Consider the following 12,337-nt stretch of genomic DNA (forward strand, 5'->3'; position numbering starts at 1 on the left):
AGATGACGAGTCCGAACGGACCATCCCGACACATCGTCCTGGTCGTCGACGACACGCCCGACAACCTGACGATGCTGTCCGATCTGCTCAAGGACGACTACAAGGTCAAGCTCGCCAACGGCGGCGCCAAGGCGCTGAAACTGGCTGCAGCACTTCCGCAACCCGACCTGATCCTGCTCGACCTGATGATGCCGGAGATGGATGGCTACGAGGTCATCGCGCGCTTGAAGGCGGACCCGCTCACCGCGGACATCCCGGTCATCTTCCTCACCGCCAAGGCCGAGGTCGAGGACGAGCAGAAGGGGCTGGCGCTCGGCGCGGTCGACTACATCCACAAGCCCATCTCGCCGCCCATCGTGCTGGTGCGCGTGAAGACCCAGCTCACGGTGAACCAGGCGCGCCGCCTGTTGAGCGACCACAACGCCGTCCTCGAGACGCTGGTGAAGGAGCGCACGCTCGAACTCGAGCAGATGCGCGACGCCACCATCCACGCGATGGCGAGCCTGGCCGAGACGCGCGACAACGAGACCGGCAACCACATCCGCCGCACGCAGAGCTACGTGGTCGCGCTGGCGCGGGCGCTGAAGACCCACCCTCGGTTCAGCGAGGTGCTGACCGACGCCAACATCGAGTTGCTCTACAAGTCGGCGCCGCTGCACGACATCGGGAAGATCGGTGTTCCAGACCGCATCCTGCTGAAGCCCGGCAAGCTGGAGCCGGACGAGTGGGACATCATGCGGCTGCACACCGTGTACGGCCGCGACGCGATCCGCGAGGTGGAACGCTACCTGGGCCGCAGCGACAGCTTCCTGGTCTTCGCGCGCGAGATCGCCTACTCGCACCAGGAGAAGTGGGACGGCTCCGGCTACCCCGAAGGACTGGCGGGCGACGAGATCCCCGTGTCGGCGCGCCTGATGGCCGTCGCCGACGTCTATGACGCGTTGATCACCAGGCGCGTGTACAAGCCGGCGTTCTCGCACGAGGAAGCGATGGACATCATGCGCAAGGGACGAGGCAGCCATTTCGACCCGGATGTGCTGGACGCGTTCACGTCGATCGAAGAGGAGTTCCGCGCCATCGCGGGGCGATTCCAGGACAACTGATCAAGGAGCCTCACCATGCAGGATTCCGTCAATGCCAAGCCCACCGTGCTGGTGGTGGACGACACGCCCGAGAACCTCGACCTGCTGGCCAACCTGCTGCGCGAAAGCTACCGCGTGCGCCTGGCCAACAGCGGCGCCAAGGCGCTGCAGCTGGCACTCGATACGCCACCCGACCTGGTGCTGCTCGACATCATGATGCCGGCCATGGACGGCTACGAGGTGCTGGAGCGCCTGAAGTCCGAGCCGCGCACGCAGACCATTCCGGTGATCTTCCTGACGGCGCTGTCGGCGCCCGAGGACGAGGAGCGCGGGCTGCTGCTCGGCGCCGTCGACTACATCACCAAGCCCATCAGCCCGGCCATCGCGCTGGCGCGCGTGGCCACCCACCTGCACCTGAAGGTCGTGTCGGACGTGCTGCGCGACAAGGCCGCCTTCCTCGAGGCGGAGATCGTCCGCCGCACGAACGACCTGCGCGCGGTCCAGGACGTGACGGTGGTCGCACTGGCCTCGCTCGCCGAGTCGCGCGACGGCGAGACCAGCGGGCACATCCTGCGCACGCAGCACTACGTGCGGTCGCTGTGCGTCGCCCTGCGAGCCAATCCACGGCTGGAGGAAACGCTGGATGAGGCGACCGTCAACCTCATCGTCCGCTCGACGCCGCTGCACGACATCGGGATGAGCACGGTGCCCGAGTCGTTGCGGCTGAAGCCTGGTCCGCTGAGTGCCGACGAGTTCGAGCTGGTCAAGAAACACACCACGCTGGGATGCGAGGCCATCGTGCGGTCGCAGCAGCGGCTGGGCGTCGACGCGAAGTTCCTGAGCTGCGCGAAGGAGATCGTGCTGTCGCACCACGAGCGCTGGGATGGCAGCGGATACCCGCAAGGCCTGCGCGGCGCCGAGATCCCGTTGGCGGCCCGGCTGATGGCGGTGGCGGACGCCTATGACGCGATGGTGACGCCACGGGTCTACAAGGCGACCTTGACGCACGACGAGGCGGTCGCGTCGGTCTTTGCAGCCAGCGGAACGCAGTTCGATCCCGATGTCGTGGCGGCCTTCGAACAGCGCCGGGACGACCTGCGGGCGATCGCCGAGCGTTACGCCGATGGCGCTGTGGTCTAGCGCTTCGCTCAGGCTTTTCCGTGGTGATCTCCGCGGTGATGCCGGCACACCTCCAGCACCACGCCGCGCAGCCACCGATGCGCCGCGTCCCGGTCGAGCCGGGGGTGCCACATCTGCGAGATCGTGATGTCCTGCGTCGACACCGGCAGCTCGAATGAGCGCAGCGTGTCGTTCGCCCTCATGTGCTCGAAGTACGACGCGGGGATCAGCGCCACCATGTCGGTCGCGGCCGCGGTCGACAGCGCGGTGCCGAAGCTGGGAACGATGACGGCGACATGGCGCGTCAGCCCGGCTGCCGCCAGTGCATCGTCCACCGGGCCGGTGATGCGCCCACGGCGCGACGTGACCACGTGGTCGCAGGCCGCATACCGCTCGGCCGTGATCTCGCCGTCGGCCAGCAGCGGGTGCCCGCGCCGCACCACGGCGATGAAGTGGTCGCTGTAGAGCGCTTGAACGCGCACCTCGGGGCCGGTCTCGCCGAGCACGCCGACGTCGAGATCGATCAGCCCCTCGCGCAGCGGGCGCACGTCCTTGTCGGGCTTGGGCGCGAAACGCAGGCGCACGCCGGGCGCTTCGCGCGCGGTGCGCGCCACCAGCAGGTGCGCGAAGGCCTCGGTGAAGCCGTCGTTGGCCCGCACGGTGAACATGCGCTCGAGCGCGCCCAGGTTCAGGTCGGGCCCGGCCGGCTGCAGCACGGCACCGGCCTCCTCCACCAGCGCCTTGACCCGGTCGCGCAGCGCCAGCGCCCGCGGCGTGGGAACCATGGCCCGGCCCGCGCGCACCAGCAGTTCGTCGCCGGTGGTTTCACGCAAGCGCGCCAGGGTGCGGCTCATGGCCGATTCGCTCAGGCCCAGGCGCTCGGCCGCTCGGGAGACGCTGCCCTCGGAGAGCAGCACGTTCAATGCAATCAGAAGGTTCAGGTCGGCATCGATGGGCATGCGCTGAACCTAGCACGCTTCGGCCAGGCAGGCCCGGCGCCGCATGCATGAACAAGATGCGCGCCACGCTCTGGCTGGGTCGGGGCCATCGACCTATGCTGACGTGGCGCGATCGAGCGCGCCATCCTGTCCTCCCCCCATGTCGTCCACTGCCCTCCTCTCCACCGCCGCCACCGCCTCGAACGAGCTCGATGGCCTGCCACTGCCGCAACGCTACGCGGCAGTCGCCGCGATCCTCGGTGCCATCGTGCTGGTGGTGCTCGATGGCGCGATCGCCAACGTCGCACTGCCGAGCATTGCGCAGCAATTGCAGGCGTCGCCGGCCGATGCGGTGTGGATCGTCACCGCCTACCAGCTCGCGATCGTGATGTTCCTGCTGCCCGCTGCCGCTGTCGGCGAGCGGCTGGGCTATCGCCGGGTGTTCACCGCGGGCATCGCGCTGTTCACCGTGGCGTCGGTGCTGTGCGCGCTGGCGCCGTCCTTGCCCTGGCTGATCGCCGCACGCTGCCTGCAGGGCCTGGGCAGCGCGGCGGTGATGCCGCTGGGCCTGGCACTGTTGCGCTTCACCTACCCGCGCCGGTTGCTGGGCCAGGCGATTGCATGGAACGCGCTGACGATTGCAGGCGCCTCGGCGGCCGGGCCGGCCGTCGGCGCCGCGTTGCTGTCGGTCGCGAACTGGCCGTGGCTTTTCGCGGTGAACCTGCCGATCGGCGTGCTGGTGCTGGTGGCCTGCACCGGGTTGCCGAATCCGCAAGGCAGCAAGCGGCCCCTCGACCTCGCCAGCATCGCGCTCAACGCGATCATGTTCGCCGCCTTCGTGCTGGGCAGCGACTGGCTGCCGTCGTCGCCGTGGATCGGCGCGGCCTTGCTGGTCGCAGCGGCCGCCTCGATGGTGCTGCTGGTGCGGCGCGAGATGCCGAAGGCGGCGCCACTGGTTCCGCTCGATCTTCTGCGGGTGCCGTCGTTCCGGGTGTCGGTCATCGCATCGGTGTGCTGCTTCACCGGGCAGATGATGGGTTATGTGGCGCTGCCGTTCTACTTCCAGCACGAGCTGGGCCTGAGCGCGATGGACACCGGCCTGCTGATGACGCCGTGGCCGCTGGCGGTGATGGTGGCCGCGCCGCTGTCGGCACGCCTGGCGAAGCGCGTGTCGACCGCGTGGCTTTGCGCGGTCGGCGGGGCCTGCCTCTCGCTCGGCCTGGCGCTGTGTGCCGCCTGGCCGGTGCATGGCGATCCGTGGCTGCCGATGGCGCTCTTCACGAGCCTCGCAGGCCTGGGCTTCGGCTTCTTCCAGACACCCAACAACCAGAACATGCTGCTCGCCGCGCCGAAGGAACGCAGCGGCGCGGCCGGTGGGGCCCAAGGCACGGCCAGGCTGACCGGGCTGACGCTCGGAAGCCTGTCGATGGGGCTGCTGTTCGCGTTGCTGCCATCGGTGCGCGCCGTGCACTGGGGCCTGGCGCTCGCGGCGCTGGCCGCGGCGGCCGCTGGAGCGATCAGCCTGCTGAGAGCCCGGCGCGGAGCCGGGGCATGAGCCCCGTTCGCCCTCGTGCGAAACTGCCCGACCACCGATCCGCGACACCGAATCCCGTCCATGCATCGCCACACCATCGCCCGGTTGCTCACCGCGGCGCGGAAGCGCACTGAAGCCATCGCGCAAAGCCATCGCCTGAGCACGCAACTGGCCGTCATCGCCGTGCTGCTCGTGGCATGCGGGGGCTTCTTCCTGACGCCGGATTCCTGGCGCTTCGTGGCCACCCCGTTCGCGCTGTCCGCGGCCTCCGCGTTGGTGGCCTACATCGGCCGGCGACGGCTTGCCGATGCCATCGTGCTCGCCCTCCCGCCGCTCGCCGGTCGCTGGGTCGACCCTGAAGTCGGCTCGCACGCCTTGCTGGTGGCCTGCCTGGTGATCTATCTGCTGACGCAGCGGCCGCGCTTCGCTGCCGTGGCCGGCAGCACGGTGGCCGCGCTGTTGCTGGCCGCCATCCGCCTGAAGCAACAATTCGCCGGCACGCCGCTGACGTGGCAAGACGTTCGCTTCTTCTTCCGGCAGTTCGCGGACAACGTCGGCGTGCTGGGGACGCAGCCGACGCTGGTGTGGTACGCAGGGGCTGCGCTGGGCCTGGCGATCCTGGGCTGCATCGCGGCCTGGCGATGGAACCCACCGGGTCGCCAACCGGGCTGGTCGGCTCCGACGACGGCCGCAGCGCTGGCAGCGCTCCTCGTCACGTACAGCGGCGTCCTCGTCGCGAAAGAGGTGTCGAACCTGAAAGCGGCCGGCATGTGGTTCGTCGGAGCAGGCCTGGTCGAACGCCCGGCCCTCGGCTTCTTCGCGACGGCGTCGCTGGATCCGCGGTGGGGCGTGGAGGCCGCCGACACCACGGCGTTCCGGCACGAGAGCCTGAAGCTGGTGTCCGCGGAAGCGAAGACCACGCCGGCCGACATCGTCGTCTTCCTGCAGGAGAGCCAGTTCAATCCGGCGACGCTGGCAGGCTGCCCTGCAACGCTGTGCGGCCTGGATGCCTTCGCGGCCGCCCCCAGCACGATCGCGCACGGGCCGCTGCAGGTGCATGTCTTCGGCGGCAGCACCTGGCTGTCGGAGTTCGCGTTCGCGACCGGTGTCCCGCACGATTCGTTCGGGCCGGCGGGCGAGTTCGCGCCGTTCAGCGTGGCGCCGCACGTGCACCGCTCGTTCGTGCGATCGCTGAAGGCGGCCGGCTACCGCACCGTCGCGCTGTACCCGACGCGTGGCGGCATGATGAACGGCCGCATCGCGTATGCCGGCTACGGCTTCGACGAGTTCCTCGACGCGGCCGAGTTGGGCCTGCCCGAGGCCTGGGGCACGCCGGATGCGCTGGTGCATGAAGCCGCGCGGCGCGTTCTGGCGCGCGAGCGCCAGCACGACCAGCCGGTGTTCCTGTTCGCGCTGACCATCTTCAACCATGCGGAGCATGGCGTGGAGATGGAACGGGTGCCGGCTGGACTTCGCGCCGAAGCGTCGCGGGATTTCGCGTCGGCGGATGAGGCCCGTAGCGTCGCCGACTACGTGTGGCGCAGCCGGGAGTTCGAGCGCGAGCTGAACCTCACCCGTGCCGCGGTTCTCGGCAACGCGCAACGGCCCGCGGTGCTCGCCTGGTTCGGCGACCACCAGCCGCCGTTCGCCAACGCGATCACGCTGAGGGATCGCATCCGATCACTGCCGACGCAGACCGGCGCGGTACCGGCCAAGTACCAGACCTGGTACGAGGTCTCGAGCAATCGGCCCGACCGGGTGCCGGCCGAGGCGCCGAATGCCTTGGACCTCGTCTTCCTGCCCGGCCTGCTCGCCCAGGCCGCGGGCGCGCCCATCGACGATTGGCTGGCCGCCAACATCTCGGCCAGAACCCAGTGCGCCGGCTTGCTGGAGGCCTGCCGCACACCCGGCGTGCGCGAGGGCTACCTCTCGTACCTGTGGGACGATCTCAAGGAGTTCGCGCTTCCCTGAGCCCGTCCGCCGCGACTCAGCGGAGGTTGATCGCGGTGAGCGTCATCGACGTGGCACCGACGGTGTTGTAGCCGGCAATGTAGAGAACGCCGTTGCGCGACAGCGCCAGGTTTCCGGGCGCCGGGTAGCTCCATGCCGCACGGTGCGTGGTGCGGTCGATCGCATAGGTCGACCGGTTCGTGCTGACGATCACCGCGTTGTCGGTGAGCAGGACCTCGCTCACGAACGATGTGTCGCTCGACGCCTGCGGCGTCCAGGACCACAGCAGCGCGCCATCGGACTCGGCGCGCGCCTCCAGGCGCAGCGGGTTGTTGTTGACCGCGTACAGCACGCCGCCGCCGTAGGCGGGTGTCCTCGGGTAGACACCCTGGATGCTCCAGTCGATGGTGTTGGCCTGGAGGTTGAAGTGCAGCAGCGAATTGCCGATGGTGCCGCTGTTGAGGAAGCTGTTGGCGTAGGCCGCGGCAAACACCGAATCGGGCCCGCCCAGCACCGCCGACCCGCCGATTTCGTAGATGTAGTTCGTGAACGTCGGGTCGGCGATGGTTGCCTGCAGTGCACCGGTGGTCGGGTGGAACACGCGCAACGCGTCACCCGAGTAGGCGTAGACCGCGCTCGAATCGACAGCCGGGGTCCAGGTCGACTGAAAGTCGGTTGGCGAAAAGTACAGCGGCGTGCCTTGCAGGTCGAAGGCGTACATCCCGCCCGTGGTGCCCGCGTTGGCGTAGACCCCCGATGGCCCCACGGTGGGCGCCAGGTAGTTGCTCCACTGGTTCGACATGTCCGAGCGGAAGCGCACGCTGCCGTCGCTGGCATCCAGGCCGAACATCGTGGCCGACGATTGCTGTCCGGCCGACACGTAGACGGTTCCGTCGCGCACGGCGGGCGGGTTCACCGACGGGTACTCCAGGCCGCTGAAGCTGTAGCTCCAGAGCACGGACCCGTCGTGCTCGCTGCGGGCCGTGACGGCGTTGTTGCCGGCGATGAAGAACCTTCCGCCTTCGGTGGTGACGGTGGCCAGATTGAACAGGCCGTTGAAGTAAAGATGGGACGGGACCACCACCTGCCAGCGCGTGCTGAACCGGTTGGGGTCGAGCGTCACCGGCACGTGGCCGGTGTGGGCCGCGTTGCCCTGGAACGTCGACCATTCGGGCGCGCCCGGCATCGCCGCCAGCGTCGTCAGGTGGTTGCCCGGCCAGGCGCCATCCGCCGCCAGCACGTCGACGCTGTAGTTCAGCACCATCGTCGGCGTGGAGTGCAGCGCCGAGCACGCGGCATCGCGGCAGAGGTTCACCACGGCCTGCCCGGCATGGGTGCCCGTGGTCGCGGTGTTGAGGGTGGCGAGTTCGAGTGCGTAGCTGCCGCCGCTGGCAGTGACCGCGACCGGCGCGCCGAACACGCCGCCGGGGTCATTGACCGTGGCGTACAGGGTGTCGGAAAGGCCCAAAGCCGTGGCGTCGAGCGTCACCACCGGATGGACGGACGTGCCGGCCACCACCGAACGCGAGACGCTGAGTTCCTGTGGTGGCTGCGGCGCAGCGGGCGCGTTCGAGTCACCTCCCCCACCCCCACAGCCAGCCAGAACGATGGCGCCCACACAGGCGACCCACAGGCCTCTTGCAATCATCTGTTCCCTCCCGGAATTGTTGCTGTCTCTCGTCCCGTGGACGGAGTCCGCGGATTCTAAGAGGGGCTACAGCAGCGGATCGAGCACCGCCCGCCACGCCACCGCCAATTTCTTGTAGCCGTCACGCGTCGGGTGAATCTCGTTCTGCCAGTCGCCCGAGACGCCGTCGGCCGTCGGTTCCGCCAGCACCAGCCCGGCCGATTGTGTGTCGACGACGACCAGCGTATCGGCCGGGTCGGCCGCCAGGTGGGCCGCCACCAGATCACGCAGCAGCCGGTCGAGCCGCCTCATCAGCCCAGCCGCCACATCGCCCCAGTCGTCGATCGGAATGCCGAAGGCCGCCAGCGCCGGCTGCAGCCACGGACCACTGATGAAGCCCGCGCCCGACGGCCTCGGCATGATCGGTGCGTAGTTGTGCAGCAGCGTCGGCGTGTGCCAGTTCTGGCCGGAGGCGCGCTCGGAAATGAAATGCGCGAAGACCTCGCCCAGGTGCCGCTCGAAGGTGTGCCAGCCGTCCGCGCTGAGGTAGCCGGCGGCATCGGCCGGCACGGCCGTGCGCTCGTCGGGGCGCAGCAGCAGGCGCCGGTCGCGCGGCGCATCGGGGCCGACCGACGCGGCATCGATCAGGTCGTTGCCGCCGCCCGACAGCAGGATCGCATCCCAGCGGAACGACGACGGGCCGCGCAGCAGCCGCAGGAACATCGTCTCCGACAGCGTGTCGGCCATGTGCGCGAGCGTCTTGCTCGGCCGCCCGCAGTTGACGATCACCGTGGCGTTCGAGAGCCACAGCTCGGCCAGCACGTTGCTCGTGAGCCCGGGCGGAATCGAGCCGATCGAGAACCACGAATCGCCCTGCGCCAGGCATTGGCGGTCGAACAGGTCGAACGGGAACAGGCCGGTGTCGCCCTGCCCGTAGGCCGCCGCCGGGGCGATGATCTGGGCGCGAAAGTCGGTGCTCATGGAGGCTCCTTGAAGGCACAGCAGCCTCCGGTGTACTAGCGCAGCAAGTGCGCCTTCTTGATGGCGGCAATCTTGGCGTCGCCACCCGCCGCCGTGTTGTGGACCACCGTGATGGCATAGGTCTGCAGGTCGGCGGTGATCAGGCCGTAGACCCCCTTGAGCGCCGCCCCGCCGGTATCGACGAAATCGGCCGGCTTGAATTCGAACACGGCGCTGGCCGTGCCCTTGATGCGCTCCCATTCGGCTTTGCAATCCTGGCCATCGCCCGTGGACACATGGCATACCTTGAACACGCCGCCCACCTTGTAGACGGCCATGATGCAGCCCGAAAAGTTGTAGCTGACGACGTCGTCGCCGCCCGCATCGACGGAGTTGATGCCGTTCTGGACGAAGGGCAGATGCTTGTAGTTGACCGTGCCGAGCGTCACGGCTTCAACGCCCCGCGAACACACGGTGCCGGTGCCTCCACCCAGTGTGCCGGTCACGCGCAGAGGGGATGGTGCACCAACGTGCAGAAGCTTCTCGATCATGTTCTTCGTCCTTGATGAATGCAGGCGCTCATTCTGATTCAGGCATGCCCAAGAAATCCAGCAAGGCCCGGATCTTCGGCGCCACGTGCGGCCCGGCCGTGTAGATCAGGTACGCCGCCCGCTCATACGTTTCGGTGAGCTGCCATTCGGGCAGCACGCGCACCAGCGTGCCGTCAGCGAGCCCCTGCGCGGCGCTGAACTCGGGGATCAGCCCGATGCCTGCACCGCCCGCCACGACCGCGGCCAAGGCCAGGCTGTTGCCGATCGAGTACCGGTCCGAGACCGTCACCGCAATCGTCTCGTCACCGCGCTTGAACGGCCACGCCGGACCGAATGCGCCGTAGCCCAGGTGAAGGCAGCGGTGCCCCGTCAGCGCTTCAGGCCGCTGCGGCACGCCGTGCGCCTTGAGGTAGCCGGGCGAGGCAATCAGCACATACGGCGCAGCGCACAGGCGCAGCGCGGCAAATCCGGGCGGCGGCGCTTGCGTGATCCGCACCGCCACGTCGACGCGCTCATCGATCAGGTCGATCGGGCGATCGTCGAGCACCACCTGCAGGTCGACCTCCGGAAAGGCGTCGATGAAGCCCGCCAACCTCGGCGCCAGCCAGACCTGCCCGAACGCGACGGGCGCAGAAACACGCAGCAGGCCGGTGGCGCGGGTGCCGTACTGGCCGGCCAGGTCGTGCACGTTGCGCGCGGCAGCGAGCAGCTTCTCGCATTCCGTGTAGATGTGGCCGCCCATCTCGGTCAATGCCAGCGCGCGGGTGTTGCGCACCAGGAGCCGCGCGCCGAGCGATTTCTCGAGCCGCGCGACGCTGCGGCTCATCGACGACGGTTCGACGCCGAGCGCACGCGCCGCCTGCGAGAAGCCACCACAGCGCACCACGTGCGCAAAGGCGGCCATTTCATTGAACAACTGCATCGTGAGGGCATTCTCGCCCGATGCAGGTCGAAGACCGGTCAGCGCGAATAGCGGGTGAAGAACTCGCTGGCGATCTTCCACCGATCGTCGACCTTGACCAGGTGCATGACCTTCCAGCCCTTGCCTTCGTAGCTGGCCTCCTTCAACGCCGTCTCGTAGTCGAGCGAGACCTGGGCCACGCTGCCGACCTGCTCGATCTTGATGTTGCTGAAGCGCTGCTTGAACTTCTTGCCGCTCTCGAAAATGGCCTTCCTGAAGCCGGCGTAATCCTGGATGGTGGCCAGGTTCGCCGAAGCAGGCAGGTCGTTCCAGACGCCGGCGAAGGGGATCTTCAGGTCCAGCAGCTGCGACTCGAAGCGTTGCGAGTCGCCGTCGGAGACGCTGCTCGTGTAGGTCTCCAGCAGGGCGTCGATGGCCTTCTGCTCAGCGGCAGAAGGCGAGTTCCAGGATTCCGGTGTCATGAAGGCGCTCGTTCGGGATGAATGGAAGGCGACGAGCACCACGGCGCACAGCAGCGCCTTGCGCCAGGGCCGGCTGCGGCCGGAGGAGGGGTTTGCAAGACGGGTCATGCGAGTGGTGGCGAGTGGTGGTGTCAGGCGAGCCTGATTCTTGGCGCCGGGCCGGCGACCGGCAACAACGCCAGCGCAAAGGCCTTGTGCGCATGGCGCAAACACCACCATCCCACGCCGCCTCAGTCCTTGAAGAACGCCAGCAGGTCCGGATTGATCACGTCCGCATGCGTCGTGCACATGCCGTGCGGCAGGCCCGGATAGACCTTCAGCGTGCCCTTCTTCAGCAGCTTGATCGAGAGCAGCGCCGAATCGGCGATCGGCACGATCTGGTCGTCGTCGCCGTGCATCACCAGCGTGGGCACGTCGATCTTCTTCAGGTCGTCGGTGAAGTCGGTCTCGGAGAAGGCCTTCACGCAGTCGTGGTGCGCCTTGATGCCGCCCGCCATGCCCTGCAGCCACCAGTGCTGGCGGATGCCTTCGGAGACCTTCGCGTTCGGCCGGTTGTAACCGTAGAACGGCAGCGTGATGTCGCGGTAGAACTCGGCGCGGTTGCCGGCCACGCCGGCGCGGATGCCGTCGAACACCTCCATCGGCAGGCCTTGCGGGTTGCTCTCGCTCTTGAGCATCACCGGCGGCACCGCGCCGATCAGCACGGCCTTGGCCACGCGCTTGCTGCCGTGGCGGCCCAGGTAGCGCGCCACCTCGCCGCCGCCGGTGGAATGGCCGACGTGGATCGCGTCGCGCAGGTCCAGCGCGTCGGTCAGCGCGGCCAGGTCGTCGGCATAGTGGTCCATGTCGTTGCCGTCCCAGGTCTGGGTTGAGCGGCCGTGGCCCCGGCGGTCATGGGCGATCACGCGGTAGCCCTTCGCGAGGAAGTACAGCATCTGCGTGTCCCAGTCGTCGGAACTCAGCGGCCAGCCGTGCGAGAAGACGATCGGCTGGCCGGTGCCCCAATCCTTGTAGAAGATCCGGACGCCGTCCTTCGTGGTGATGGTGTTGTCGCCTTTGGTGTGGGAGCTCATCGTGTTGTCCTTCCTGTGGGTTGAGTGCCAAGCGGCCGTTGATTGCAGCACCTGCAGATGACAGTGGCAACGATTGCCCACAAGAAAGAGACGCACCAAGGCCGTGCACCCAGGGTGGTG

The 12,337-nt window shown here is 68.2% G+C and carries 11 protein-coding genes; 4 read left to right on the forward strand and 7 right to left on the reverse strand.

Features of this window, described 5'->3' with window-relative positions; translation table 11 throughout:
* The first annotated feature begins 2 nt into the window (after nt 1–2).
* Together BUE42_RS08655 and BUE42_RS08660 are read left to right on the forward strand one after the other, a co-directional pair.
* Entirely contained in the window at nt 3–1,103 is a 1,101-nt protein-coding gene (locus tag BUE42_RS08655) for an HD-GYP domain-containing protein (protein WP_073464281.1), read from the forward strand.
* A 15-nt stretch (nt 1,104–1,118) separates the two neighbouring features.
* Nucleotides 1,119–2,222: an HD-GYP domain-containing protein gene (locus tag BUE42_RS08660; protein WP_073464284.1), complete on the forward strand. Its 1,104-nt coding sequence runs from the start codon at nt 1,119–1,121 to the stop codon at nt 2,220–2,222.
* An 8-nt stretch (nt 2,223–2,230) separates the two neighbouring features.
* Here the strand turns inward: BUE42_RS08660 and BUE42_RS08665 are convergent, their stop codons facing one another.
* A complete protein-coding gene (locus BUE42_RS08665) occupies nt 2,231–3,160 on the reverse strand; it encodes a LysR family transcriptional regulator (RefSeq protein WP_073464286.1) in 930 nt (309 codons plus the stop codon).
* Nucleotides 3,161–3,299: 139 nt separating this feature from the next.
* Between BUE42_RS08665 and BUE42_RS08670 the strand changes: the two genes are divergently transcribed.
* Both BUE42_RS08670 and BUE42_RS08675 read left to right on the forward strand, forming a co-directional pair.
* Nucleotides 3,300–4,694, forward strand: coding sequence for an MFS transporter (locus BUE42_RS08670; RefSeq protein WP_073464288.1), 1,395 nt, complete (start codon nt 3,300–3,302; stop codon nt 4,692–4,694).
* 60 nt (nt 4,695–4,754) lie between these two features.
* Entirely contained in the window at nt 4,755–6,644 is a 1,890-nt protein-coding gene (locus BUE42_RS08675) for a sulfatase-like hydrolase/transferase (protein WP_073464290.1), read from the forward strand.
* A gap of 16 nt (nt 6,645–6,660) precedes the next feature.
* Here BUE42_RS08675 and BUE42_RS08680 read toward each other — a convergent pair whose 3' ends face one another.
* From BUE42_RS08680 to BUE42_RS08705, 6 genes are all read right to left on the reverse strand, one after another.
* Nucleotides 6,661–8,139 (reverse strand): outer membrane protein assembly factor BamB family protein, encoded by a 1,479-nt coding sequence (locus BUE42_RS08680; protein ID WP_073464292.1) that lies wholly within the window; start codon nt 8,137–8,139, stop codon nt 6,661–6,663.
* A 198-nt stretch (nt 8,140–8,337) separates the two neighbouring features.
* Entirely contained in the window at nt 8,338–9,231 is an 894-nt protein-coding gene (locus BUE42_RS08685; protein WP_083613984.1) for a hypothetical protein, read from the reverse strand.
* 35 nt (nt 9,232–9,266) lie between these two features.
* Nucleotides 9,267–9,761, reverse strand: coding sequence for a hypothetical protein (locus tag BUE42_RS08690; RefSeq protein WP_143171386.1), 495 nt, complete (start codon nt 9,759–9,761; stop codon nt 9,267–9,269).
* A gap of 28 nt (nt 9,762–9,789) precedes the next feature.
* The gene (locus BUE42_RS08695) at nt 9,790–10,683 is read right to left on the reverse strand and encodes a LysR family transcriptional regulator (RefSeq protein ID WP_073464296.1); all 894 of its coding nucleotides are present in this window, start codon (nt 10,681–10,683) and stop codon (nt 9,790–9,792) included.
* A gap of 38 nt (nt 10,684–10,721) precedes the next feature.
* Nucleotides 10,722–11,252: a nuclear transport factor 2 family protein gene (locus BUE42_RS08700; protein ID WP_159445386.1), complete on the reverse strand. Its 531-nt coding sequence runs from the start codon at nt 11,250–11,252 to the stop codon at nt 10,722–10,724.
* Nucleotides 11,253–11,374: 122 nt separating this feature from the next.
* Nucleotides 11,375–12,217, reverse strand: a complete 843-nt coding sequence (locus tag BUE42_RS08705; RefSeq protein ID WP_083613986.1) for an alpha/beta fold hydrolase — start codon at nt 12,215–12,217, stop codon at nt 11,375–11,377.
* Between the last annotated feature and the right edge of the window lie 120 nt (nt 12,218–12,337).

The organism is Rhizobacter sp. OV335 (assembly GCF_900142965.1).
Taxonomy (GTDB): Bacteria; Pseudomonadota; Gammaproteobacteria; order Burkholderiales; family Burkholderiaceae_C; genus Rhizobacter.